The sequence below is a fragment of the Lactobacillus sp. ESL0785 genome (genome assembly GCF_029395455.1).
In the GTDB taxonomy this organism is placed as follows: Bacteria; Bacillota; Bacilli; order Lactobacillales; family Lactobacillaceae; genus Lactobacillus.
The window spans coordinates 803,254-829,979 of sequence record NZ_CP113916.1; the positions used below are offsets into that span (position 1 = coordinate 803,254).

Annotated in this window: 25 protein-coding genes and 1 riboswitch; of the genes, 24 read left to right on the forward strand and 1 reads right to left on the reverse strand. The window is 37.8% G+C overall.

Annotation, left to right across the window (positions count from 1 at the left end):
• The first annotated feature begins 104 nt into the window (after nucleotides 1-104).
• From uvrC to OZY43_RS03975, 8 genes are all read left to right on the forward strand, one after another.
• Complete coding sequence (uvrC, locus tag OZY43_RS03940) at nucleotides 105-1,907, forward strand: excinuclease ABC subunit UvrC (protein ID WP_277166176.1); 1,803 nt, start codon at nucleotides 105-107, stop codon at nucleotides 1,905-1,907.
• A gap of 81 nt (nucleotides 1,908-1,988) precedes the next feature.
• On the forward strand, nucleotides 1,989-3,293 hold the full coding sequence (obgE, locus tag OZY43_RS03945; protein ID WP_277166179.1) for a GTPase ObgE: 1,305 nt from the start codon (nucleotides 1,989-1,991) through the stop codon (nucleotides 3,291-3,293).
• Between the two features lie 41 nt (nucleotides 3,294-3,334).
• Nucleotides 3,335-5,254 (forward strand): acyltransferase family protein, encoded by a 1,920-nt coding sequence (locus OZY43_RS03950; protein WP_277166182.1) that lies wholly within the window; start codon nucleotides 3,335-3,337, stop codon nucleotides 5,252-5,254.
• 12 nt (nucleotides 5,255-5,266) lie between these two features.
• Nucleotides 5,267-6,211, forward strand: a complete 945-nt coding sequence (rnz, locus tag OZY43_RS03955) for a ribonuclease Z (RefSeq protein ID WP_277166185.1) — start codon at nucleotides 5,267-5,269, stop codon at nucleotides 6,209-6,211.
• Complete coding sequence (locus OZY43_RS03960) at nucleotides 6,204-6,998, forward strand: SDR family oxidoreductase (RefSeq protein WP_277166189.1); 795 nt, start codon at nucleotides 6,204-6,206, stop codon at nucleotides 6,996-6,998. Before rnz ends, OZY43_RS03960 begins: the two co-directional genes overlap by 8 nt.
• Before the next feature lie 9 nt (nucleotides 6,999-7,007).
• A complete protein-coding gene (locus tag OZY43_RS03965; protein ID WP_277166192.1) occupies nucleotides 7,008-7,229 on the forward strand; it encodes a LapA family protein in 222 nt (73 codons plus the stop codon).
• 112 nt (nucleotides 7,230-7,341) lie between these two features.
• The gene (rpmF, locus tag OZY43_RS03970; RefSeq protein ID WP_277166195.1) at nucleotides 7,342-7,533 is read left to right on the forward strand and encodes a 50S ribosomal protein L32; all 192 of its coding nucleotides are present in this window, start codon (nucleotides 7,342-7,344) and stop codon (nucleotides 7,531-7,533) included.
• A 65-nt stretch (nucleotides 7,534-7,598) separates the two neighbouring features.
• Entirely contained in the window at nucleotides 7,599-9,146 is a 1,548-nt protein-coding gene (locus OZY43_RS03975) for a bifunctional UDP-sugar hydrolase/5'-nucleotidase (protein WP_277166197.1), read from the forward strand.
• A 50-nt stretch (nucleotides 9,147-9,196) separates the two neighbouring features.
• On the opposite strand, the gene OZY43_RS03980 is transcribed toward OZY43_RS03975, so the two are convergent.
• On the reverse strand, nucleotides 9,197-9,403 hold the full coding sequence (locus OZY43_RS03980; RefSeq protein ID WP_277166199.1) for a DUF2929 family protein: 207 nt from the start codon (nucleotides 9,401-9,403) through the stop codon (nucleotides 9,197-9,199).
• A 108-nt stretch (nucleotides 9,404-9,511) separates the two neighbouring features.
• On the opposite strand from OZY43_RS03980, the gene OZY43_RS03985 reads away from it, so the two are divergent.
• The 16 genes from OZY43_RS03985 to OZY43_RS04060 all read left to right on the forward strand — a co-directional run bounded on the left by OZY43_RS03985 (nucleotide 9,512) and on the right by OZY43_RS04060 (nucleotide 26,582).
• Nucleotides 9,512-12,640 carry a DNA polymerase III subunit alpha gene (locus OZY43_RS03985; RefSeq protein ID WP_277166201.1) on the forward strand — a complete coding sequence of 1,043 codons (3,129 nt, stop codon included), beginning with the start codon at nucleotides 9,512-9,514 and terminating at the stop codon, nucleotides 12,638-12,640.
• A gap of 167 nt (nucleotides 12,641-12,807) precedes the next feature.
• Nucleotides 12,808-13,767 (forward strand): 6-phosphofructokinase, encoded by a 960-nt coding sequence (pfkA, locus tag OZY43_RS03990; RefSeq protein ID WP_277166203.1) that lies wholly within the window; start codon nucleotides 12,808-12,810, stop codon nucleotides 13,765-13,767.
• A 30-nt stretch (nucleotides 13,768-13,797) separates the two neighbouring features.
• Nucleotides 13,798-15,567, forward strand: coding sequence for a pyruvate kinase (pyk, locus tag OZY43_RS03995; RefSeq protein WP_277166205.1), 1,770 nt, complete (start codon nucleotides 13,798-13,800; stop codon nucleotides 15,565-15,567).
• A 111-nt stretch (nucleotides 15,568-15,678) separates the two neighbouring features.
• Nucleotides 15,679-16,566, forward strand: coding sequence for a S1-like domain-containing RNA-binding protein (locus OZY43_RS04000; RefSeq protein WP_277166207.1), 888 nt, complete (start codon nucleotides 15,679-15,681; stop codon nucleotides 16,564-16,566).
• Entirely contained in the window at nucleotides 16,550-17,458 is a 909-nt protein-coding gene (gene xerD / locus OZY43_RS04005; RefSeq protein ID WP_277166209.1) for a site-specific tyrosine recombinase XerD, read from the forward strand. The genes OZY43_RS04000 and xerD overlap by 17 nt, the downstream gene beginning before the upstream one ends.
• Before the next feature lie 14 nt (nucleotides 17,459-17,472).
• Nucleotides 17,473-17,835: a reductase gene (locus OZY43_RS04010; protein ID WP_277166211.1), complete on the forward strand. Its 363-nt coding sequence runs from the start codon at nucleotides 17,473-17,475 to the stop codon at nucleotides 17,833-17,835.
• Nucleotides 17,828-18,565, forward strand: coding sequence for a segregation/condensation protein A (locus OZY43_RS04015; RefSeq protein ID WP_277166212.1), 738 nt, complete (start codon nucleotides 17,828-17,830; stop codon nucleotides 18,563-18,565). Before OZY43_RS04010 ends, OZY43_RS04015 begins: the two co-directional genes overlap by 8 nt.
• A complete protein-coding gene (scpB, locus tag OZY43_RS04020; protein ID WP_277166214.1) occupies nucleotides 18,555-19,163 on the forward strand; it encodes an SMC-Scp complex subunit ScpB in 609 nt (202 codons plus the stop codon). The genes OZY43_RS04015 and scpB overlap by 11 nt, the downstream gene beginning before the upstream one ends.
• Nucleotides 19,163-19,882, forward strand: coding sequence for a pseudouridine synthase (locus OZY43_RS04025; RefSeq protein ID WP_277166216.1), 720 nt, complete (start codon nucleotides 19,163-19,165; stop codon nucleotides 19,880-19,882). Before scpB ends, OZY43_RS04025 begins: the two co-directional genes overlap by 1 nt.
• A gap of 27 nt (nucleotides 19,883-19,909) precedes the next feature.
• A riboswitch (FMN riboswitch) is annotated at nucleotides 19,910-20,024 on the forward strand.
• A gap of 80 nt (nucleotides 20,025-20,104) precedes the next feature.
• Complete coding sequence (locus OZY43_RS04030; RefSeq protein ID WP_277166350.1) at nucleotides 20,105-20,791, forward strand: ECF transporter S component; 687 nt, start codon at nucleotides 20,105-20,107, stop codon at nucleotides 20,789-20,791.
• A gap of 110 nt (nucleotides 20,792-20,901) precedes the next feature.
• Nucleotides 20,902-21,372 carry a LysM peptidoglycan-binding domain-containing protein gene (locus tag OZY43_RS04035; protein ID WP_277166219.1) on the forward strand — a complete coding sequence of 157 codons (471 nt, stop codon included), beginning with the start codon at nucleotides 20,902-20,904 and terminating at the stop codon, nucleotides 21,370-21,372.
• A 42-nt stretch (nucleotides 21,373-21,414) separates the two neighbouring features.
• Nucleotides 21,415-22,089, forward strand: coding sequence for a (d)CMP kinase (cmk, locus tag OZY43_RS04040; RefSeq protein WP_277166222.1), 675 nt, complete (start codon nucleotides 21,415-21,417; stop codon nucleotides 22,087-22,089).
• A 72-nt stretch (nucleotides 22,090-22,161) separates the two neighbouring features.
• On the forward strand, nucleotides 22,162-23,370 hold the full coding sequence (gene rpsA, locus OZY43_RS04045; RefSeq protein ID WP_277166225.1) for a 30S ribosomal protein S1: 1,209 nt from the start codon (nucleotides 22,162-22,164) through the stop codon (nucleotides 23,368-23,370).
• 60 nt (nucleotides 23,371-23,430) lie between these two features.
• On the forward strand, nucleotides 23,431-24,741 hold the full coding sequence (gene der / locus OZY43_RS04050; protein WP_277166228.1) for a ribosome biogenesis GTPase Der: 1,311 nt from the start codon (nucleotides 23,431-23,433) through the stop codon (nucleotides 24,739-24,741).
• Nucleotides 24,742-24,927: 186 nt separating this feature from the next.
• Nucleotides 24,928-25,203 (forward strand): HU family DNA-binding protein, encoded by a 276-nt coding sequence (locus OZY43_RS04055; protein WP_277166231.1) that lies wholly within the window; start codon nucleotides 24,928-24,930, stop codon nucleotides 25,201-25,203.
• Nucleotides 25,204-25,328: 125 nt separating this feature from the next.
• Nucleotides 25,329-26,582, forward strand: coding sequence for a tetratricopeptide repeat protein (locus OZY43_RS04060; RefSeq protein ID WP_277166234.1), 1,254 nt, complete (start codon nucleotides 25,329-25,331; stop codon nucleotides 26,580-26,582).
• Nucleotides 26,583-26,726 lie beyond the last annotated feature (144 nt).

Consider the following 26,726-nt stretch of genomic DNA (forward strand, 5'->3'; position numbering starts at 1 on the left):
ATAATTATTATGTAAAGTAATTAACAATGACTAAAACCTAGGAAAAACCGACTAGCAACAAATTGTGTTAAACTTAATAGTACAATTCTCGAGGGAGTGATTTTTTGGCTACGGAACTGATTGAAAATAAATTGAAACTATTACCAGCAAAACCGGGTTGTTACTTAATGAAAGATATTAACGGGACGGTTATTTATGTTGGTAAGTCAAAAAATCTGAAAAATCGGGTTCGTTCTTATTTTAAAAGTAAACAAGTTGGTCGTCGTGCAGAATTAGTCCGAGAAATACGTGATTACGATATTGTTACGGTTTCAACGGATAAAGAAGCTTTTTTACTTGAAGTGACGTTAATTAAAAAGTATCAGCCTTATTATAATGTGCAATTAAAGCAAGGAACAGGTTACCCGTATATTGAGATTACAAATGAACGCGATCCGCAAACTAAGCTGACCAGTATTGTTCGCCGAGATAATGGTTATTATTTTGGCCCATATCCTAATATTTATGCCGCTCAAGCAACTTTGAAGTTTATTCAAAAAGTTTTTCCTTTAAGACGTTGTCCTGGTAAGCAGGGGCGGCCATGTCTTTACTATCATATGGGTCAGTGCTTAGGTGCATGCTTTAAAACCGTGTCTCCAGAAAAATATGATGCTCAAATTAAGAAAATTAAGAGTTTTCTTAATGGTGATATTGGTTGGGTTAAGCATGATTTGAATCAAAAAATGCTAATAGCTTCACAAAATTTAGAGTTTGAGCGGGCAGCAGAAATTCGCGATCAGTTGAAATATATTGAAGAAACCGTTGAAAAGCAAAAAATTATTTCTAATGATAATACGCAACGTGATATTTTTAACTTTTACGTTGACAAATCATGGATTTCAATTCAAATTTTTTTCTTGCGGCAGGCTAAGTTACTCCGACGTGAAACTCGAATGTATCCTCTCACTGATACAGGTGATCCTGAAGATACTTTTGCTTCGTTTATTGTCCAATTTTATGGTCAAAGAAACAGAGTTTTGCCAAAAGAAGTCTTGATACCTAAGGGAATTGATAATGATGCCTTAGCAGAAGTGTTAAAGGTACCAGTTAGGACACCGCAAAGAGGACAAAAGCGGGCGTTACTCAAAATGGCAAAAGATAATGCTAAATTGAAATTAGATGATAAATTTAGACTACTAGAGTTAGGCAACCGTAAGACTAAGGGTGCACAAAAAGAAATTTTCACTTCATTGGGCTTGCCGTATGGTCACGTAATTGAGAGTTTTGACCATTCACATATTCAAGGAGCTGATCCGGTTTCTGCTTTGGTGGTCTTTAAAGATGGTGAACCTGATAAAAATTCATATCGTAAGTACAAATTAAAAGGTGAGATTGAACACCAAAATGGTGGTGATGAAGTCCGTAATACACGTGAAGTTGTTCGGCGGCGCTATGGTCGACTGTTGCGGGAACACCAAAAGATGCCAGATTTAATTCTAATGGATGGTGGGCAAATTCAAGTCGATGCCTGTGAGGATGTTTTACGTAATGAGTTAGATCTCAATATTCCAGTTGCTGGAATGGTGAAAGATGATAAGCACAGAACGAATCACTTGTTATTTGGTGATCCCATTAATGGCGTACCATTAAAGCTAATACCATTAGATCCTAAATCACAGGGCTTTTATTTGATGACACGAATTCAAGATGAAGTGCACCGGTTTGCGATTACGTTTCACCGCAGGACGCATGCAAAAAATGCGTTATCAAGCAAATTGGATTCAATTAAAGGAATTGGCCCTAAAAGTAGAAACAAATTGCTACGGCAGTTTGGTTCATTGAAAAAAATTAAAGAAGCTTCAATTGATGAATTACGATCTGCTGGGTTGACATTACCGCAGGCGCAAACGGTTAAATTAACTTTGTAATGTTTAACTTTTTCCAGTGATAATTTGATTATTATGTTATAGTATTGTATTAGAGTTAAAAAAGACGGAGGGATAATAGACATGCCAACATTTGTCGATCAAACTAAGATTGAAGTTCAAGCCGGTAAAGGCGGCGACGGCATGGTTGCTTTCCGCCATGAAAAGTACGTTCCAAATGGCGGTCCAGCTGGCGGTGACGGCGGTCGTGGCGGCAGCATTATTTTTGTTGCAGATAGCGGATTAAGAACCTTAATGGACTTTCGGTATCGGCGTAAGTTTAAAGCTGAACCCGGCGAAAATGGGCGGATTAAGTCACAATATGGTCGTGGTGCTAAAGATTTATATTTAAGAGTGCCAATTGGTACAACCGTTTATGATTTTGAAACTGATGAAGAAATTGGTGACTTAACTGAAAATAAGCAAGAACTGGTAGTTGCCCATGGTGGTCGCGGCGGTCGCGGTAATATTCATTTTGCAACTAGTGTGAATACAGCACCAGAAATTGCTGAAAATGGTGAACCCGGTGAAGACCGGGTACTGCGCCTTGAGTTAAAGGTATTAGCTGATGTTGGTCTGGTGGGTTTTCCATCAGTTGGTAAATCAACGTTATTATCAGTAGTAACTAAGGCTAAGCCCAAGATTGCAGCATATTCATTTACTACGCTAACTCCTAATTTGGGGATGGTTATTTTGCCTGACGGTCGTGACTTTTCAATGGCTGATTTACCCGGATTAATTGAAGGTGCAAGTCAAGGCGTGGGTCTGGGTATTCAATTTTTGCGGCACATTGAGCGGACAAAAGTTATCCTGCACTTAGTATCAATGGATCCTAATAATGGCCGTAATGCAATGGCAGATTATCAGGCAATTCGTAAAGAATTACTTACTTATGATGATAGTCTCAAGCAAAAGCAGGAGATAATTGTGGCTTCGCAAATCGATATTCCGGATGCAGAAGCAAAATTGGCTGAATTCAAGCAAGATTTACAAGCAGCTGGTATTAATGAGCCTGTATATGCGATTTCTAGTGTCGCTCATCAAGGTGTTGATCGGCTAATGCAGGATACAGCAACTATGGTTGAACAGGTTGAAAAGAAGCAGGCTGAAGAAGTACCACAGCAGATTCATGAAACTAAAGAATACAAATTCACTGCACCTAAGAAGAATGAATTCACGATTGAAAAACTTGAGGATCATGTCTTTGAAATTAAAGGTGATAGTTTACAACGGTTAGTTGAGCGCACTAACCTTGATTACCATGATGGTGTAATGCGTTTAGCACGAAAATTGAAGAATTTGGGTGTTGATGATGCCTTGCGGGCTGCTGGAGCTGAAGATGGCGATGATGTATTTATTGGTGACTTTAATTTTGAGTTCGTCCAATAGTGATTGTTAATTAAAATAATAAAATAGAAAAGTTTGAAAATATGACAAAAAATCGGTTTATTACAGGATATTCTGGACTTAGAGCATTGGCAGTTATTGGTGTGATTTTATATCACTTAGATCCTAATACTTTTGGGGGCGGTTATCTTGGAGTACCGATCTTTTTTGTATTAACTGGGTATTTGGTAACTGACCATATGCTTAGTTCGTACTTTATGACGGGCTCTTACGATAATCATAAATTTTATTGGGGTCGTTTAAAAAAGATTTATCCGCCATTAATTACCGTATTGTGGTTATCTGCTGCCTATATTTTTGTATTTCAACGTAATTTACTGGCTAAGCTGCTACAGATTGTAGTTACAAATTTATTAAATGTTTATAATTTTTGGCAGATTTTGCATGGTCAAAGTTACTTTGAACGGTTTGCAGCTAATGAATCACCGTTTACCCATTTATGGACAATGTCAATCAATGGTCAGTTTTATTTGTTGTGGCCACTGGTCATTTTTCTGTTAGTAAAATTTTGTAAAAAGCGCAAAAATATTTTTTGGCTATTATGTGGTTTATCGCTTGCATCCGCAATTGAAATGGCTGTTATGTACCATGGTGGCGTTGATATTAACCGCTTATATTACGGAACGGATACGCGGTTCTTTTCTTTAGGATTTGGGGCAGCTTTGGCTGCAGTTTGGCCGACTGCAAGTCTAAAAGATCAGGTTGCTCACTCTGATGCCTATATACTGGATATTACTGGTTTTGTGGCATTAGCTGGAATGGTAGTTTTATTCTTTAGTCCGCAAATGAATCCGGAAACTAGTTTTCCCTATTATGGTGGGATGGTATTATTTACAATTTTAACAGTGCTTTTAGTTGGCGTAGTTGCACACCCCGGAAGTCATTGGAATGCTTGGTTAACTAATCCGGTTTTTAATTGGATTGGGTCGCGTAGTTATGGTATTTATCTCTATCAATTTCCGGTAATGATTTTTTTGGAAGATAAAGTTACGAATATGGCTGATCATGTATTATTTTACCGGATATTAGAAATCGCCATTATCTTGCTGTTAAGCGAGTTGTCGTACCGCATGATTGAAAAACCATTGGGTAAAGTTACTTGGACTAAGACTAAAAACTATTGGCGGCAGTTATTTGACGGGACAACTAATAATTATTTGCTTAAGTGCCAAGCAATTGTTGTTAGCCTGGTCTTTTTGGTTGGAAGTGCTGCAATTATTGTTTCGCCAACTGTTAAAGCCGAGAATTTTAACAAGTCGCAATTAGCACAGCGAATTAGTACTAATCGTAAACAACAAGAAAAAAATAACCAAATTTTAATTGCTAAATTTAAAAAAGCCAAGAAAAACCCACAACAAAGGACTAAACTAATTAATAGAGCAGTTCGAGCAGCTAAAAAGCACCCAGTTAATTCAGACTACAAAAAGTATGGTATCTCTCAAATTGATCTTCAACTAGCTCACAAAGTACAGTTGACGGCGATTGGTGATTCAGTAATGGCTGGTTCAAGTGATACTTTGACTGCCTTAATGCCTAAGGCAATAGTAGATGCCGCTGTTTCGCGGCAATTGAATGTAGCTTTTGGCCTAATTGATCAATATGCAGCGCAGCATGCGTTAGCTAATAATGTTTTAATTGGCTTAGGAACTAATGGGCCATTTTCAATGACAGATTTAGATCAGATAATGAAAAAGCTAGGGTCAAAAAGAGAGGTTTTTTGGCTAAATACCTATGTACCAAGTAAACCTTGGCAAGATCAAGTCAATAACTTGTTGTCAAGTGCAGAAAAGCGCTATCATAATTTAACAGTGATTAATTGGTATGGCAAAGTTAAAAAGCATCCTCATTGGCTATATCAGGATAAAACACATCCAACACCAATAGGATCCAAGTATTATAGTGCGTTAATTGCCAAGACAGTAGTTGAGCACGCAAGATTTTAGAATGGAAAGTTTATGGAATTACAATTTCTAGGTACAGGAGCAGGACAACCATCAAAAAAGCGGAATGTTTCGAGTATTGCGCTAAAGATGCTTGATGAAATAAATGAAATTTGGTTGTTTGATGTCGGTGAAGCGACGCAACATCAAATATTAAGGACAAATATTAGATTACGGAAAGTTACTAAAATTTTTATTTCGCATAATCATGGTGATCATATTTTTGGGCTTCCGGGATTGCTTGCGACTAGATCATTTCAGGGGGATGTTGGACCGTTGACCATTTATGGCCCTAGTGGTCTAGAACAATTTGTTAGAACAGCGTTAAAAGTTTCGCGGACCAAAGTTTCATATCCGATCAAATTTGTGGTTTTAGAAGAGGGTGGACTAATTTATCAAGGTCAAGGCTTTAAGGTTTATGCCGAAAAGTTAGTTCATCGTGTTCCTAGTTTTGGTTATCGGGTAGTCGAGGATTCTCATCAGGGTGAGCTTTTGATGAGTAAATTGGCGCAATATAATGTTCCTAATGGTCCTTTGCTAGGCAAATTAAAGAATGGTGAGCAAGTTGCTTTAGCCGACGGAACAATTTTGGATGGTAATGACTTTTTAGGCCCGAATAAACCTGGTAGAATAGTAACTATTATCTATGATACGCGTTCAACGCCGGTAATTGCTAAACTAGCTAAAAATGCTGATGTATTAGTGCATGAATCAACTTTTGCTGGTAATGAGGCTGATTTAGCCCATGCATATTATCATTCTACAGCAGTTGAAGCAGCTAAGATTGCGCGCGATAATGGAGTTAAGTCTTTGTACCTGAATCATATTTCTGCAAGATATTTAGGTGCTAAGGCGAAAAACTTAGAAAAGCAGGCACGTGAAGTATTCCCGAATACAAAATTAGCCAATGATTTTGATCGGGTAACGATTCCAATGAAAGGTGAGAACAATAATGAGTGATTCATTGAGAAATAAAGTTGTCGTTGTAACTGGCGCATCAAGTGGAATTGGTCGTTCGATTGCGCTTGAGAGTGCTGGCCGTGGGGCAACTGTTATTTTAATTGCCCGTAGTCAAGACAAGTTAGAACAGATTGCAGCCGAAGCGCGAGAACTATCCGGTGCGGCTACCTATGCTTTTCCTACTGACATGGGTGAAAGTGACGAGATTGATGAGACCTTTAAAAATATTATTAAGGTAACTAAGCATATTGATTACTTGGTTAACTGTGCTGGTTTTGGTAAATTTGAAAAATTTGTTGAGATGGATCGGCGTGAAGTAACAGCAATGTTTCAAGTTAATGTTTTGGGGTTAATGTATTTTACGCGGTTAATCGGGCGCGTTATGATGGATCAAAAGACGGGACAAATTATTAATTTTGGCTCAATTGCTGGCAAAATTCCAACAGTAAAATCCGCTGCATACAGTGCTTCTAAGGCTGCAGTTATTCAATTTTCTAATGTTTTGCGTTTAGAATTAAAACCGTTTGGCGTTAAGGTAATGACTGTAAATCCGGGACCGGTTTATACTAATTTCTTTAATATTGCGGATAAGACCGGTAATTATGCTCAAAGTGTGGCTAGATTTATGCTTGACCCAGATGATGTTGCTTGGCAGGTAGTACACTTTTTCGGTAGTAATAAGCGAGAATTGAATTTACCATTAAGTTTGTCAGTTTTAGCAAAATTTTATAATTTGTTTCCAACAATTGGCGATGAATTATCGTTAAAGTATGGTTCGAGAAAGTAGCGCTTACAAATGAAAGATAAAAAGCAGCAGATAAAATTAATTTTTAGTTTAATCTTGCTTCTGTTGGCCGTGATTTTTGTTGTGCTTAATACTAATCCAGTTGCTATTAGCTTTGGCTTTTTTGCTGTCAAGCTGCCATTAATTATTGTTTTGGTAGTAATGCTCATTATCGGTGTTTTAATCGGCTGGTTCTGGGGTGCAAATAAGCATAAACAATCTAAGAAAAGCTAATAAATCTTGATTTATTTATCATTCAATAGTATCATTAACACACGTGAGGTAATTTAGGCACTTTTAATTAGTGTCCTAAAACTTAAATCTACAATAAAGGAGATCAATTTAAATGGCAGTTCCTAAGAGACATACTTCTAAACAAAAGAAACGTTCACGTCGTGGCCATATCAAGTTAACTGTTCCAGCAATGCACTATGATGCAACTACTGGTGAATACCGTTTGAGTCACCGTGTTTCACCTAAAGGTTATTACAAGGGTCGTCAAGTGGTTAGCGAAACTAGCACCAGCGACAACAATTAAAAAAAGACACCAAAGTTTTGGTGCCTTTTTTTTGCCCAAATTTAATAATAGGGGAAAGATAAATTATGAAGTTAGTGTTTTTACATTCCAGTGATCTTCACGGGTATCTCTTACCGACAGATTATCAAAAACGACATGGTACCGATGCGAAGTTTGGTTTAAGTAAGGTTGCGAGTGTAGTCAAGGCTGAAACGGCTAAGTACGGCTCAGAACACGTAATTGTAACTGATGCGGGTGATTGCCTTCAAGGTTCACCACTTGCGTCATACGTCCATTCTCGGTCTGATTATACGGCTCTTAGAGATTATACAGCAGTATACAATGCAATTGATTATGATGCTCGCGTATTAGGTAACCATGATTTTAATTATGGCTTAGAGTATCTTAAATATTATGTTGCTCATAATCAAGCACCGATTTTAAATGCTAATATTTTAGCTAAAACAACCGGTTTACCGGCTTTGGGACAGGCTTATCGTATAATTGAAAAGCAAGGAGTAAAAGTAGGCTTAATTGGAATTACAACGCAGTATATCCCTCATTGGGAGCCAGCAGATCATGTTGCCGGGCTTGAATTTAGCTCGGCTTTCATGCAGATAAAGCATTATGCCCAAATTTTGCGTCCACAAGTTGATGTTTTGGCGGTAGTTTATCATGGTGGATTTGAAGATGATCCACAAACTGGTGCCTCGCTTATGCCACATAATGGTGAAAATGAGGGGTCGCGAATTTTGTCAGAGATACCTGAAGTTGATGTATTTTTGACAGGGCATCAGCATCAAAAAATGCAAATGGTTGTTAAGCAAACGGCGATAGTGCAACCCGGTTATCGTGGTGAAGCTGTTGGCGAAGTTATTTTAGATCTTGACGATACTACTAAAAAAATCACAGCAATGACGGCCCGGTTAATTGATACGGGTGAGTTTGCTGCAGATTTGCAAATTAAAAAATTAACGGCAAAACTAGATCAAGCAACGCAAGATTGGCTTGATCAGCCGATTGCACACTTAAATAAACCAGCACCGATTGGTAATGCAATTGCGGCAAGATTACACGGAGCCCCATTTATTAACTTGTTACAAGCAATGCAGCTTCATTTTACAGGAGCTGATCTTTCGGCTACGGCAGTGATGAGTGAAACTGCTCAGGGCTTTGGCAAGGAGGTTACAATGCGGGATATTTTGCTTAATTATCCTTATTCTAACCAGTTGTGTAAAGTAAAATTTACCGGTCGGCAATTGCGGCATGTAATTGAACATAGCTTGTCCTTTTTAACCAAAGATAAGACAGGTAAGGTAACCTTTAAACCGCAATTACGTGGCTTTCTTTTTAACTTTGATGTCTTTTATCCGGTTAAGTATCAGGCAGAAATTACTAGACCTGTTGGACAGAGATTGACTAAGCTAGAATTGAATAACAAGCCAATTAAGGATGAACAAACCTATTATTTGGCGGTTAATAATTACCGGGTAATGGGTGGTGGTGACTATCCAGAATATAGTAAGGATAAAATTGTACGAATAATTGATAAAGATTACGTACAGATGTTTCAGGAATTTCTGACAAGTAGTCAGGTGCAAGTTGATACTCAGGCTAATTATCAGTTTTATTAGTTAAAAAAGGCCACCGGTAATTTCTTGCCGGTGGCCTTTTTGATTGAAAGTTATTTAAGCTTAGTAAATTTGCTGTTATCCTTATTGGAGTGTGCAGTAATTGTTGGCATAATAATAGCAAATAACAAGCCAAAAATTATACCGACAATTACAGCATCTTGCAAGTTAAAAACATTTTGCGTTAATGGTGCAGCGATAAAACCCACGATTAACATGTAAACAACGCTCCAACAGATAGTCACTATATAACGACCCATAGTAGTTCCTTCTTTCATCCATAGTTGAATTTTAGCAAAATTTATGTTTGTTTTCAAACTAAAAAGGTGCTTTTTGGTATACTAATTTAAAGAAAGCTGGTGGGCAAGATGAAAGTTGCCGCGTTGCAAAATATAAGTTCATTTACGTTACTTGAAAGTCCGATAAAGGTTAAGGAATTACTGACAACAGCAAAAGAATTTGGGTATGAAGCTGTTGCGCTAACTGATATTAATTTTACTTATGGCCTAGTTAATTTCTATGAATTAGCGCAAAATGTAGGGATTAAACCGTTGTTAGGGATGCAGTTGCGGCTTAACGGCTTGATTGACAGTGCCCGGCAATATGACTTAATGGTCTTAGCCAAATCTGATGAGGGCTACCGTAATATTTTGCGACTTTCAAGTGCAATTAACTTGTTAACAGAAAATGGAACTAACAAAAAGATTTTAACATTGGCTGAATTAACAAAATACTTAGCTGAACTAGTAATAATTATTCCCGCCAATGATCATAGTGAGTTAGTTAATTTACAACGGCAACAAGAACAATTAGGTAATGATTTTGTCCGTAAGTTGTTAAAATTGATTCCTAAGTCAAGTACGACCTATTTGGGAGTTTATGCTTCAAAAGAGCGGCAAAATTATCTAGCGTATGTTACAACACTTGCTCGCCAATTTTCATTGCCGTTAGTTGCTGTTGAAGATACGCGTTATTTGCAGCCGCGGGAACAATTTTTAAGGAAGACTTTACAGGCAATTAAGCAGGGTAAGACCTTGCAAGATATTGAAGAATTAGCTAAACAAAAAGGTTCACATTTTTTACCCCAAGCAGTTGAATTGAGTACACGTTATCATGAATTTGATCTGGATGATGCCTTAAAGAATACTTGGCAAATAGCACAATCATGTCATGCTAAAGTCAATTTTCAAACGCCAGTTTTACCTAAATATAAGCAGAAAAAATTTGCAACTTCCAAAGAATACCTTACTTATTTGGCTCAAACTGGCTTGCAAAAACGTTGGGAGCACCAACAAATTCCGCATAATTATCAAAAGCAGCTTGATTATGAACTAAAGATTATTGACCAAATGGGCTTTAATGATTATTTTCTTATTGTGTGGGATGTGATTAATTACTGCCACCGCGTGGGAATTATTACTGGTCCCGGACGAGGCTCTGCTTGTGGCTCACTAGTATCGTATGCTTTAAAAATCACTGAAATTGATCCTATTCAGTATCATCTTTTGTTTGAACGGTTTTTAAATCCAGCAAGACACGAAATGCCAGATATTGACCTTGATATTCCAGATAACCGGCGTGATGACGTAATCCAATATATGTTTCAAAAATATGGCATGGATCATGCAGCCCAAATTTTAACTTTTGGCACTTTGGCGGCTAAGCAGGTTTTACGGGATACTGGGCGAGTTTTTGGATTAAGTGATGTAGAAATAAACCGATGGGTAAGCAGTATTCCGGCGGCAAAAAATAAAATCACGTTAAATGAAGCTTATCAAAATTCATCTGCGATGCGGCTATTAGTTGGTGCTAGTCCTAAAAACAAGCTGCTTTTTCAGACTGCTCGCAAGTTGGAAGGATTACCGCGGCATTTTTCAATTCATGCGGCCGGCTTGGTAATTAGTGATAATTCAATTGCAGGAATTTCTGGTATGCAGGCTGGGCAATTAGGAATTCCCCTGACCCAGCAGACTAAGAAGTATGTTGAAGCACTAGGGTTATTAAAAATTGATTTCTTAGGATTGCGTAATTTAACGATTTTAGGTGACACCTTAAATATGATTCATCGTGAAGGCATAGATTTGGATCCTAATCAAATTCCGTTGACTGATCCGCGTACCTTGCATGCATTTCAAGCAGGCGATACTGATCTTGTCTTTCAATTTGAGTCTAACGGTATCCGTGAAGTATTGCGAAAACTGCATCCAGATAATTTTGAAGACTTGGTTGCCGTTAATGCACTTTATCGGCCGGGTCCAATGCAAAATATTCCAACATTTATTGCGCGTAAGAAAGGGCAGCAGCGAGTTACATATCCAGATCCAACACTTAATAAGATTTTAGCGCCGACGTATGGAATTCTTGTCTATCAGGAACAAGTTATGCAAACAGCGCAGGTATTAGCCGGCTTTTCACTAGGAGAAGCTGATATCTTACGGCGGGCAATGTCAAAGAAAAAGCAAGGTGTAATTGAACAGCAGCGGACAAAATTTATTAATGGCGCAGTTAAAAGGGGGCATACTAAAGAGGTTGCTGAACACGTTTATCATTATATTGAGCAATTTGCCAATTATGGCTTTAACCGCTCACATGCCGTTGCTTATACTAAAATAGCCTTTTGGTTGGCCTATTTAAAGCTGCATTATCCAGCAGAATTTTATGCCGCTATGTTAAATTCAAACAGTGGTAATCATTTTCAAGTTGCAGATTATATCATGCACGCGCAGGAAGCTGGAGCCAAAATTTTACCGCCAGATATCAATCGCAGCGGCTTAGCTTATTCCGGCCGTCAAAAGCAGATTTTAGTCAGTTTAAAGGCAATCAAGGGGATTAGACTGGATTTTTTGAAAGAAATAATCAAACTGCGCAGCGAAAAGCGCTTTTCGTCACTAGAAGATTTTTTACGGCGGATAGATCCTAAATATCTTCAAAAGAAAATAATTCAGTCACTAGTCAAGGCTGGATGCTTTGATCAGCTTTATCCCAATCGCAAGGAATTACTGACTAATAGTCAAGAAATTATTGAAAATGTGCAATTAACTGGTCAAAACCTCGCACTTTCTGAAAGTTTAGGTGGTGTGCCAATTCAACGGACACCTGAAGCAACTAAGAGTGAATTAGCTAAAATGGAAACTGATGCGATGGGCTTTTCAACGATGACTTCGCCGCTGATTGCAGTCCAAAAGTATGCTCAACAATTTAATGCTAAACCATTAAATCAATTTGCAGTAAGTGATAATGGGATTGCCGTTGGTAAGTTAATACGCTTAAAGTCAATTAAAACTAAAAAAGGGCAGACAATGGCTTTTGGCATTTTCGCAGATACAAGTAGCAAACAAGATATTGTTATTTTTCCTGCTGTTTATGATAAAATTCAGGTAAACCTTAAAGAAGGTAATATTTATTTATTGGGAATTAAGGTTCAAAGCGATCGGTTTGATTCCAGTAAAAAGCAGTATGTTCTAACTAATCTAAAAGTGGTTAATTTTTTAGGCTAAGATAGTTTTTTGCGCAAATATGAGCAAGTCAACAATGTTAACGCTAACATCGCTAAAGACCGACAAAATAGGAAAAATAATTAATTTTTGTGAGATTTTTTACGAAAAGAATGTTAAAATTTAGGGGATGTGAGAAAGTACACAATAAATCTTGATGAGGTGAATTCATGAAACGAATTGGTATTTTGACTAGTGGCGGCGATGCTCCTGGCATGAATGCAGCAGTTAGAGCTGTTACTAAGACTGCTATTCATCACGGACTCGGCGTTGTTGGTATTCGTTACGGCTTTGCTGGATTAGTTGCTGGTGACTTTATTCCGCTTACTGCGAAAGATGTTGACCACAAAATAAGTTTAGGCGGCACTTTTCTTTATAGTGCTCGTTATCCTGAATTTGCACAAAAAGAAGTGCAAGAAAAGGGTGTTGAGCAATTAAAGAAGCATGGTATTGATACTGTGATCGTTATCGGCGGTGACGGCTCCTATCATGGTGCATTAGCTTTAACTCGTTTAGGTATTAATTCAATTGGTCTACCGGGAACAATTGATAATGATATTCCGTATACTGATTACACGATTGGCCTAGATACAGCATGCACGACAGCAATGGATGCAATCGATAAGATTCGCGATACTGCCAGCAGTCATCACCGGGTGTTCATTGTTAATGTAATGGGCCGTGGATGTGGTGATATTGCGATGCGCGTTGGTTTAGCCAGTGGCGCAGATGCTATCGTGGTTCCTGAACGCGATTATGATGTTAAGGAAATTGCAGCAACGCTAAAGAGTGGCTTTTCAGATGGTAAGGATCATGGTATTATCGTATTGGCAGAAGGCGTAATGAATGCTGCTGACTTTAAGGCAGAGCTCTTAAAGTACGGTGATTTTGATGCTCGAGCTAATGTCTTAGGTCATATGCAGCGTGGTGGATCACCAACTGTTTTGGATCGGATTAATGCTACGAAGATGGGTAATTATGCTGTTAAATTACTTCTCGATGGTCAAGGCGGTTTAGCTGTCGGCATGGAGAATGGACAACTTAATACTCATGACATCTTAGATTTGTTTGATAGCAAGCATCACAGTGATGAAACATTGTTAGACATTAATGAAGAAATGACTAAGTAATTAGTCGATTTTTGGGGAGATTTTTTTATAATGAAGAAAACTAAAATTGTTAGTACGTTAGGGCCAGCTTCAAATGATATTGAAACGATTACTGCTTTAGCAAAAGCTGGTGCAAATGTATTCCGGTTTAACTTCTCGCATGGTGACCATGCAGAACACCTTTCACGAATGAAGATGGTGCGCCAAGTTGAAAAGGAAACTGGTTTAGTTCTTGGAATTGACCTGGACACTAAGGGTGCAGAAATCAGAACTACTGAACAAGAAGGCGGCAAGTTTACCATTAATACTGGTGATACCATCCGTGTTTCAATGGACGACTCAAAGAAGGGTAATAAGGATAAAATTCACGTTACTTATGAAGGTCTTTATGATGATACACATATTGGTGGACATGTCTTAATTGATGATGGCTTAGTTGATCTGCTCATTACTGATAAGGATGACAAGAACCGCGAATTAGTTTGTGAAGCACAAAACACTGGTGTTATCGGCTCAAAGAAGGGTGTTAACGCACCTGGTGTTGAAATTCGTCTCCCAGGAATTACTGAAAAAGATACTGATGACATTAAGTTTGGTCTTAAGCACGGTATTAACTTTATTACTGCTTCATTTGCTCGTAAGGCACAAGATATTTTAGATATCCGTAAGTTATGTGAAGATGCTGGCTGTGACTACGTTAAAATTTATCCGAAGATTGAGTCACAAGAAGGTATTGATAATGCCGATGAAATCTTGCAAGTTTCAGATGGTTTAATGGTTGCTCGTGGTGACATGGGTGTTGAAATTCCATTTATCGATGTTCCGTTTGTCCAAAAAGATTTAATCAAGCGGGCAAATGCTTTAGGTAAGCCAGTTATTACTGCTACCCAAATGCTTGACTCAATGCAAGAAAATCCACGTCCTACTCGTGCTGAAGTTTCTGACGTTGCAAATGCCGTTCTTGATGGTAGTGACGCAACTATGCTTTCAGGTGAATCAGCTAACGGTCTTTATCCAGTTAAGGCTGTTCAAGCAATGGCTGAAATTGATGAAAGAACGGAACGTGAATTACTTAAGCGTAATACTTTAGCTTTACAACGTTTTGAAGCTTACAAGGGTTCAAACGTTACTGAAGCTATTGGTGAGTCAGTTGTTCGGACTGCTCAAGAATTGGGCGTTAAGACAATTATTACTGCTACTAACTCAGGTTACACAGCAAGAATGATTTCTAAATACCGGCCTAATGCTGATATTTTAGCTTTGACTTTTGACGAAAAGGTTCAACATTCATTAGGTATTACTTGGGGTGTTCAACCATTATTGACAGAAAAGCCAAAGTCAACTGATGACATGTTTGAAGTAGCTGCTAAAGTTGCTAAAGAACATGGTTATGTTAAAGATGGTGACTTGGTAATCATCGTTGCTGGTGTTCCAGTTGGTGATTCAGGTACAACTAATTTGATGAAGCTGCAAATTATCGGTAGTAAGCTTGCACAAGGCTTAGGTGTTGGTAATGGCTCTGTTGTTGGCAAGACTGTTGTTGTTAACAGTGCTGAAGAAGCTAATAGCAAGGTTCAAGAAGGAGACATCTTAGTATCTAAGACTACAGATCCAGATTACATGCCTGCAATTAAGAAGGCTTCTGGTTTAGTAGTTGAAGCATCTGGTTTAACTTCACATGCTGCTGTTGTTGGTTTGTCATTGGGTATTCCAGTTGTTGTTGGTGTCACTGACGCCACTGAAAAGATTACTAGTGGTACAACGATTACAGTTGATGCTCGTCGGGGAGCTATTTATCAGGGTGAAATTTCTAACCTGTAATTTAAGATAATTAATTAAAAAATAGTCAGCTTAGGTGCTGGCTATTTTATTTTGCGGCAATTTCTTTTATACTAGTAAAGATAGAATTATGTAAAATTAGGAGAAGTGACTATGCTAGGCACGATTGAAACAGGTAAAGTAATTGATCAAAATGAAGACGCATATTATGTTCAAATTGATGGGATCACTTATGAGTTAAAGCGTAAAGAAATTACGCAAGAAGAAAAACCACAAATTGGCGATGATGTTCGCGGCTTTTTATATGATGATAAGCAGCATAATCGTGAAATGACCCAGTTCTTACCCTTTGCACAAGCTGACCAATATGGTTGGGGTAAGGTCACGGATGTGAAATATAATTTAGGTGTTTTTGTTGATATTGGGCTGCCAGATAAAGATGTTGTCTTGTCTGTTGATGATTTACCCTTTAATAAAGATCGCTGGCCGCGTAAGGATGATCAATTATTAGTTCATCTTGAAACGGATGACAAGAATCGTGTTTGGGCAAAATTAGCTGATGAAAATATTTTTGATCAATTGGCGGCACACTTTCCTAACGATATGAAAAATAAAAATATTTTTGGTACTGTTTATGCTAGCCGGGATCTTGGTGCGTTTGTAATTACTAAGGAATATTATTTGGGTTTTGTGCATTCATCACAGATGGCACGTCCATTGCGGCTAGGTGAGCAATTTAAGGGACGTGTTGTTGGCATTAGCCAGTATGGCCGGCTTAATCTAAGTAGCCTACCGCGAGCTTTTGAAGAAATTGATGATGATGCCCAAATGGTCTTAATGAGTTTACGACGAATGAATACCAAAACCTTGCCGTTTTATGATAAGTCTGATGCTCAAGAAATTAAAAATTATTTTGGCATTTCAAAGTCAGCTTTTAAGCGGGCTCTAGGTCACTTGTTAAAAGCAGGCTATATTGCTGAAGATAAAGTTGCTGGCACAATTAGTTTAATTAACGATCCTAATAATGAGCAAAATGAATAAGCTGCAAGAACAGGTAGAAGATTATCTGCGTTATAGTCAGATTGAACGTGGTTTAAGCGATAATACAATTACTGCATACAGGCAGGACTTAATGGAATTTGTTAATTTCTTACATGAAGAAAATTTAACTACATGGCCGACAAAGGCCCTGGATATTGATGCTTTTTTAGCACAACAGCACGATTTAAATAAGGCGACAAGTTCAATTAGCCGGATGATCTCAAGTTTAAGAAAATTCTATCAATGGTTAGCACGGCAAAATATTCAAAAGCTAAACCCAATGTTAGAAATTGATCCGCCAAAAAAGGAACATCGTTTGCCGGTGGCATTAACAATTACTGAAGTTGATCAGCTGTTAGCACAGCCAGATATTCACCAAAAGTTGGGTTTGCGTGATCGGGCATTATTGGAAACTTTGTACGCAACGGGGATTCGGGTTAGTGAATTGATCAATCTTAAGTTTGATAATTTACATGAAGATTTAAAATTGCTTAAGGTACTTGGTAAGGGCTCTAAGGAACGTTTAATTCCGATTAGTGCGGTCGCTATTTCTTGGATTCAGCGTTATCAGACAAAAGTGCGAGAACCTTTACTCCTAAAAGCGGGTAAGGCAAGTGATTATATTTTTCTGAATAATCGCGGCGGCAGTTTAACTCGGCAAGCTGTTTGGCAAATAATCAAACGTTATTGTCGTATGGCAGGAATTGCTAAAGATGTCACGCCCCATACATTACGGCATACGTTTGCGACACATTTATTAGAAAACGGTGCAGATTTGCGTGTAGTTCAGGAAATTTTGGGTCATTCGGATATTAGTACAACGCAAATTTATACTAATTTATCGCAAAAACATATTTTGCAGGTTTACGCTAAAACTCATCCGCGAACTTGAATTTAGGTGATCAAATGTTAATTGAATGTAAAAATGATAAGGAAAAAGTAGCAATGGGGCTACTTTCTTATCTGCCAGATTTTAAAAATTTAGCAAATTTAAAGGATGAAATTGCCTTAAATAAAAATAGCTCTGAATTTCAGCTTTATCTCTATCGCGGAGATGATGCTAACTTTGTAGGGGTCATTGGAACACAGAATAATGCTGCTTTTGTTATAATTCGGTATCTTTCATTTGCACCGGATTATCGCAGTCACAAATATGAGGCTGCAGCGATTCGTGAACTTGCAGCCAGTAACCCTAAGAAAAAGATAACAGCTTTGCCTGAATATACTTATCTGCTTAAATATTTAACGGAAAATAATAACAATGAGTGATGATTTAACTTTAGAATTACCTAACTTTGAGGGGCCGCTTGATTTATTATTGCATCTAATTAAGTCACAAAAAATCGATATTTATGATATTCCAATTGCTCAAATAACGGAACAGTATTTGGCGTATCTGCAACAGATGCAACAACTTAATTTACAAATTGCTGGTGAATACTTTGTAATGTCAGCAACTTTATTACGTATCAAGTCCCAATCATTGTTACCGCAAAATGATTTTATTGATGAAAATGAAGTGGAAGAAGATCCACGTGATGAATTAGTACAGCAATTAGTACAGTATTCGCTCTTTAAAAAAGTTTCAGCATATTTCAAAAAGCGGAATGAACAAGTTCCCATTACTGCGGCTAAAGAAGCAAGTGTGCCACAAACGCAAAAGGTGCAGCCGCTGCCACTAGGTCAAATTACGGCAACAGAGTTAGCTAACACTTTTATAGTGGTTTTACAACGATTGAAAATTAGAAAGCCTGATCTGGTGTCAGTTAAAGTAAAAGAAACGCCAATTACTAAAATGATCACTTTTTTGGAAACAAAAATTGCTCAGCACAACAAAGTTAGTTTTTTTGCTTGCAGCGATCAAATGAAGAGTTTATCCGATATTATCGGTCTTTTTTTGGCGTTGCTTGAACTTTGCAAAAAACAAAAAATTAAGGTTAGGCAAATACGTACCTTTGGCGATTTAGAATTAGAGGGAATTAAGATTAATGGTCAGTAAAATCGCACAGTTAGAAGCTCTTCTTTATGTAGCCGGTGACAATGGCATTGCTAGTAAAAATTTATGTGAATTATTGCAAGTCGGGCAATCAGCCTTGCGGGAATTAATCAAGAGCTTGACAGACAAGTTGCAGCAAAATTCAGATTCAGGTTTGCAAGTGTTGCAAATTAACGATAATTACAAGCTTACAACAAGACCAGAAGTTGGTCCTACGGTTGCTAATTATTTTCAAAAGGATTTAACTAAAACGTTGAGTCAGTCAGCTTTAGAGATTTTAGCGATTGTTGCGTATCGGCAACCGATAACACGTGTAGAGATTGATGAAATTCGCGGTGTTAATTCGTCAGGAGCACTGCAGACACTTATTTGGCGAGGGTTAGTTAAGATTAATGGTAAAAAAGATGCACCGGGACACCCCAATGTTTATGTCACGAGTGATTATTTTTTACAGTATTTTGGTTATCAGAGTCTTTCTGACCTGCCGCTGATTGAGGATTTTGCTGATGATAATATTAATGCTGAAGGTGAAATAGATTTGTTTGCAGCTAGAGGTCAAGCGGATAAGGGTTTGGCTCAGGCTCAAAAAGGAGATAGATAATGACGTTACAACGTTTACAAAAAGTTATTGCGGAAGCTGGGATAGCTTCTAGACGGAAGGCCGAAAAATTAATTACAGCAGGTCGAGTGACCGTTGATGGTCACACTGTGACCCAATTGGGAACCAAAGTTGAAACTTTCAGTAATATTACTGTTGATGGTGAGCCAATTGAGCGTGAAAGTCTGCATACTTATTTGTTTTATAAGCCGCGCGGCGTAATTTCGACAGCTAGTGACAATAAGGGACGAAAGACGGTAGTTGATTTCTTTAGTGAGTTGCCATACCGGTTATATCCTGTTGGTCGGCTCGACTATGATACGTCGGGGCTGTTGTTAATGACTAATGATGGTGAACTAGCTAACTTATTGATGCATCCACGTAATAAAGTTGCTAAAGTTTACGTTGCTAGAATTGAAGGTCAATTGCTGCCAGAGGAAATTAAGCAGTTAACTCACGGGGTTGAATTTGATCATCATCGGAGTAGTCCGGCAAAGGTTAAAGTTATTCGCACTGATAGAAAGCGTAATCGGCAAATTGTCCAGTTGACCATTCATGAGGGTCATTACCACCAAGTTAAGAAGATGTTTAAGGCTGTTCACCACCAAGTTGAAAAACTGGCCCGAGAAAAGTATTCCTTCTTAACACTTGATGGATTAATTTCTGGTCAATATCGTGAGCTATCACATGAAGAAGTTGACAGACTGAAACATGTAGATTAGTATAGAATTGTTAATTAAATAAAAGTTTGTTGTCTTCAGGGCAGGGTGTAAATCCCGACCGGTGGTGCGAGTCCACGACCCACGTGAGTGGTTGAATCTTTTAAGATACCGATAGTTAAAGTCTAGATGAAAGAAGACAGACTAAACTAGAAGAGAAGACAAGATCTTACTTTTATTAAGTCTGTTGCTTAGAAGCGACAGGCTTAATTTTTTGGAGGTAGGATCTTGAAGAGTAGAAGTTCAAATAATTTGGCTAATATTATTGCCTATGCATTGATTGGTACAATTTCGTTTGTATTAATGGAATTGGCGTTTCCGTTACCGATTGCTAGTTTTTTGAAATTTGATTTCTCAGATGTCATTGTGACTATCGGTACTTTTCTGTTTGGCATTGGCCCTGGGATTTTTATTGCTGTAATTAGAATGTTAATTGATTTAATTGTTAAGGGTTTTATGTTGCCTAGCATTGTAGGACAACTAGCAGCATTACTGGCATCGATTTCTTTTGCCTTGCCATTTTATTACATGACCAAGAATGTAACAGCTAATGAAAAAGGTATTGTTAATCGTCATTTAAAACCAATTTTGGGCATTGTTTTAGGAATTATTGCAATGACAGTTGTTTTGGCAACACTTAATTTTTTGATTTTGACACCAATGTATGCTGTGACAACAATGCCTAAGCTGCCAGCAATTCATGGTTATGCCGGATTACTTAGTTTTACTGAAAAAGTGTATTTAGGGCAACTCTTGCATATTCCTTCATGGAATGCTTATCTTTTTGGCATTATTGTACCGTTTAATTTACTGAAAGGCTTAATTAACGGGGTAGTCGTTTACTTATTATTCGAAACAGTTTTACGTAGTTTGAAGCCATTTGTTCAAAAACACTTTAATCTTAAAAAATAATTTTTTAGAATAATAGAATTAATCGGTCATGCAAATGACCGATTTTTTTGCGCCAGATAGCTATTAAATATGCTAAAATTAAGCAAGTTAGGTGCAGGGAGGTATTTTTGATGAAGCAAAAACAAGAAAGGCTATATGAACATTATCAGCGGCCAGCTGAACCTAGGACCGCTTGTTATAAGTCAACATCTAAAGGCTGGATTGTTACTATTGTAATTTTGCTGGTTGTAATTGTTGCGCTTGTACCTGTTGTTCATCATTTGGCTGCAAATAGCAAAGCTGGAAATCAAAGTAGTCAAAGTAATCAAGCAGTTGAGTTGCAGCGTTCGCAGTCTAAAAAGCAGCAAAAAGTCAAAATTACCGCTAAAAAGTCAAAAATTAATGGCAAACGTCGGCAAAAAATATCGGCAAAAAAGCGCCGTAAGAAAGTTAAGCAATTAAAGCAATATGTAGTTCAAGATGGTGATTCTTTAACAAGTATTGCGCAAAAGCATCATCTTGATGTTAGCAGCTTGGCGCAGCTTAATAATATTGACGTTGACAGCCAAATAGAAACCGGACAAACTCTGCGGTTAAAGTAAATTTTAGAAAGGAGAGGGACTAACGCGTCCCTTTTTGATTGAATGCAAGTAGCAATTGATGGACCAGCTTCAGCTGGCAAAAGCACAGTCGCAAAGATTATTGCGCAAAAGTTGAATTTTATTTATATCGATACGGGAGCAATGTATCGCGCATGTACAGTTATTGCTCGCGACAATAAATTAGATTATGGGGATGAGGCTGCGATTTTAGCTGCGATTGACCGTGTGGGGATTGAATTACGATCAGTTAATGGTGAGCAAAAAGTTTATGCTGGAAATAAGGATATTTCGCTTGCAATTAGGACACCAACGATTTCCGCTAATGTTTCGCAAGTATCAGCATTAGCCGGTATACGGACAAAAATGGTTAGTTTACAACGGCAAATGGCTGGTAAAGTTGACGTTATTATGGATGGCCGTGATATTGGAACTACAGTTTTACCTAATGCAGAAGTTAAAATCTTTTTGGTAGCCTCGCCGCGATCACGTGCTGAAAGACGGCTGCATGATTTTCAGGAGCGTGGCATTAAATCGACTAAAACAGTTGCTGAAATTGAGCACGACATTGCTGAACGTGACTACAAAGATTCACACCGTAAGGTTTCACCGTTAAAAAAAGCGCCAGATGCGGTTGAAATTGACACTACCACTATGTCAATTGACCAAGTTGTTAGTGCAATTTTGGCTGAAATTAAAAAAAGTCAAAAAAAACTATAAAAAACGGGTTAAAACAGTAGAAAAAAAACTCACTTTCATTTAAAATTAGATTATGATATTGGGAGGTAAATAATGTCAGAAAACAGTAATCAATTTTTAGATGCATTGAAACAAATGCAAGGAGTTGAGGTCGGAGATATCGTCGATGTAGAAGTATTAGACGTTGAAGACGGCCAAATTGATGTCGGTGTTGAAAATGCCGGTGTCGAAGGTGTAATCCCTCGTCGTGAATACACTTCAGATCGCAACGCCGATTTACGTGATCTTGTTAAGCCAGGAGACAAGCTTAAGGCTTTAGTTTTGAGAAAAGCTGGTGGCGACAAAGAAAACGGTGAGTTCTTCTTCTCAGTTACTCGTCTTAAGGAAAGAGAAGCCTATGACGAATTACAAAAGGACTTTGAAGCAGGCAAGACAATCGAAGGTACAGTTACAGCTTCAGTTCGTGGCGGTTTATTAGTTGACGTTGGTACAAGAGGATTCTTGCCAGCTTCACTTATTTCTAACCGTTATGTTTCCGATCTTAAGCCTTACATTGGTAAGACAATGAAACTTAAGATTACCGAAATTGATCCAAGTAAGAATCGTCTGATTCTATCACACAAGGATTTAATTGAAGAAGAACGTGAAGAAGCCTTTGATAAGGTAGCATCACAATTAGTTGTTGGTGATGTTGTTGAAGGTAAAGTTTCTCGTTTGACTAACTTTGGCGCTTTTGTTGATGTTGGTGGTGTTGACGGTTTAGTCCACATTTCAGAAATTTCATATAAGCACGTTGAGAAGCCTAGTGATGTACTTAAGGCTGGTCAAACTGTTAAAGTTAAAGTTATTGGTATTGATGATGATAGACATCGCATCTCCCTTTCAATCAAGCAAACTGAACCTTCTCCATTTGAACAAGCTACAGCAGACTTACATGAAGGTGATATTTTCGAAGGTGAAGTTAAATCATTGACTAACTTTGGTGCTTTTGTTGAAGTTGCCGATGGTATTCAAGGTTTAGTTCACGTTTCAGAAATTTCATACAAGCATGTCGATAAGCCTAGCGATGTTTTGGAAGTTGGTCAAACTGTTAAGGTCAAGGTTTTGAACATTGATCCAAGTGAACGTCGGATTTCACTTTCAATGAAGGCAGCTGATTCTAAAGGCTCTGACAATGAAGGTTCTCGTTCACACAGTTCATACAACAATAGAAACTCAGTTAACAAGAAGTACATGAGTAATGATGATAGTGGTTTTGCTTTAGGTGACATTATTGGTGACCAATTGAAAGACCGTCGTTAATTACAATAAAAAAGCCGACTGCATAGCCGGCTTTTTTTATTTTATAAAGGAGGCTGAGAAATGGTTTTACCAGTAGTTGCAATTGTTGGCCAGCCAAATGTTGGTAAATCAACGCTTTTCAACCGGATTATTAATGAGCGCTTGGCAATCGTTGAAGATAAGCCGGGCGTTACACGGGACCGTAATTATGCGCAAGCTGAATGGATGGGACATAAATTTGATCTCATTGACACAGGTGGGATTACCTGGGAAAATGGTCGAATTGAAGATGAAATTCGTGCACAGGCAGAAATTGCGATTGATGAAGCTGATGTAATTGTCATTTTGACCAGTGTTACTAACCATTTAACCGATCTAGATGAACGAATTGCCCATTTACTTTATCGGACCAAGAAGCCGATTATATTGGCAGTTAATAAGGCAGATAATCCTGAGCAACGAGCCGATATTTATGATTTTTATAGTTTGGGTTTAGGGGATCCCGTTCCTGTATCCAGTGTTCACGGTACAGGGATTGGAGATTTACTTGACCGAATTGTTAGTGAATTGCCTAAGGACTTGGCTAAAAAAGATGAAAGCGAAATTTCTTTTAGTGTTATTGGCCGACCAAATGTTGGTAAGTCATCCATCGTTAATCGCTTAGTTGGCGAGGAACGTGTAATCGTTAATAACGAAGAAGGAACAACTCGTGATGCCGTTGATAGTCCATTTATCGGTGAGGACGGTACAAAATTCCGAATTGTTGATACGGCTGGTATTAGACGCCGTGGCAAGGTTTACGAAAAGACAGAAAAGTATTCTGTTATGCGCGCAATGGGAGCAATTGAGCACTCTGACGTTGTCTGTTTGGTCTTAGATGCAAGTACAGGTATTCGCGAGCAAGACAAGCATGTTGCGGGGTATGCTCATGATGCTGGTCGGGGAATTATTATCATTGTTAATAAATGGGATCTTCCTAAAAAAAATAGTTCCAGTGGCAAAGAATTTGAGCAAACCATTCGCCAAGAATTTCAATATTTGGATTATGCACCGATTTTGTTTGTTTCTGCTAAAACGGGACAACGTTTAGAACAAATTCCTGAAATGGTTAAACAGGTTTACCATAATCAAAATCAACGGATTAAATCAAGCGTATTAAACGATCTCCTGCTAGAAGCAAGTAAATTGGTACCGACACCAATGGTCAAGGGAAAACGGCTTAGAGTGTATTATATGACCCAAGTTTCAACTAATCCGCCCACATTTGTTGTCTTTGTGAATGATCCAGAATTAATGCATTTTTCATACCAGCGATTTTTAATTAATCAATTAAGAGAGAATTTTGACTTCAGTGGTACGCCAATTAAAATTATTGCCCGCAAGAGAAAGTAATTTGTATATACTAAATTAATTAAAAACACAATTTTTTAGTAAAAAAGCTTGTTGAGGTAAGGCTTTTGTGCTATTTTGAGTGCAAGGAAGCAGTGATTAGTACAAATCATTATTTCTTGTTCTTCAGTTCGAAGAATAGTTTTTTAGGTTTTAATTAAAACCTAAATTTTGGGAGGTGAATTCCAGATGGCAAATAAAGCAGAATTAGTTTCAGAAGTAGCTTCAAAAACTAACTTAACTAAAAAGGATGCAGCTACTGCTGTTGACGCAATTTTTAGTTCAATCCAAGAGGATCTTGCTAAAGGTGACAAGGTACAATTGATTGGGTTCGGTACTTTTGAAGTTCGGCAACGTGCAGCTCGTAAGGGACGTAACCCACAAACTGGTGATGAAATTGAAATCCCAGCAAGTAGTGTTCCTGCATTTAGACCGGGTAAAGCTCTTAAAGAGTCTGTTAAATAATTTAATAGTTTTTAGCAAAAAAGATGGTAACTTAAGTTATCATCTTTTTTGCTTTTTTAAAACAGGTCGGTAAATTTCGTGTTACTAGATTTTTATGTCATAATAAAAGTAACGGAGGGACAGAAATGTATTCTGAACAATTACTTGATGCGATTGAACAGCAAGATTTTTCACAAGAAAAGATTTTGCTTAAAAAAGCACTGGATAACGATGAGCCAGAAGTATTAGCTTCGCTGGCAGAAAATTTAACCGGCTTGGGTTTTACTAATTTGGCTAAAGAAGTTTACCGCAGCTTAATTGCTCAATTTCCTAAAGAAGACCTGTTTAAGGTATACTTGGCGGAAATTTTGTTAAATGATGGTAAAGACGATGATGGGTTATCATTGCTTTATGCAATTCAACCTAATTCGGCAGCTTATCTTGATAGTTTGTTGGTGCAGGCTGATTATTACCAAACTAGCGGCTTACTTGAAACGGCATATAGTAAGCTGATACAAGCTGCTAAAATTGCTCCAGATGAAGACGTAGTTAAATTTGGTTTAGCTGAATTAGACTACTTAAGTGGGCATTATGAGCGTGCTTTAAGTTTGTATCAAGACTTATTAAAGCGACAAAAAAGTTTCAGTGAAGTTAATCTGATTGACCGCCTGTTTCAAACTTTAGCTAAACTGGGGCGTTATGAAGAGGCCAGCAATGTAATTGAAGACCATAGTGGTGATATTTTAGATATTGACAGTAAGTATCAGGCGGCATTGGTTATGCTGGCGGTGAATAAGGATGATCAGGCAATCAGTTATCTGAACGATGTAATTGATCAAAGCCCTGACTATGTTAATGCCTATCCCTTACTTGCAACTGCTTATGAGCATAAAAATGATAATGAACAGGTTCTGCGTTCATGTCAAGCTGGGCTTGCTTATAATGAACTTGACCCGATTCTGTATTCTAAGGGAGCCAGAGCAGCAGCTAGCCTCAATGATTTGAAGACAGCAGAAGATTTATTGCAACGCGGCTTGAAAATAGCTCCAGAAAATAATGATTTACGTTTGCAGCTGTCTAATCTTTATTTACATGAAAATAAGGCTGAAGCTAATTTACAATTGTTTACTAGTTTAGATGAAAGCGATCTTGAACCACAGGCCCATTGGAACATGGCCCAGGCTTACGAACAGTTAGATGATAGTGATCATGCTAAAAGTGAATTCTTGCTGGCTTATCCTGAGTTTCAAAATAATGCGGATTTCTTAAAACAAATGTTGCGTTTCTTTAATACTGAAGCTAATTCTAGCGAGATTGTTTTACAGCTATTGGAACGTTATTTAAAACTTGAACCCGAAGATACTGAAATGCAGGAAATGTATAATCGACTAGCTAATTAGTTAGTAATAGTTCTAAATTAAGGTCGTAATATATTGCGACCTTTTTGTATGGCTTAAAATTTATAATTGCCAATAATAGTTCGTGTTCCTTGTTTAAATAGGATATAATAACAAAGTAAGCAGCAAAAAATTATTACGTTGGGT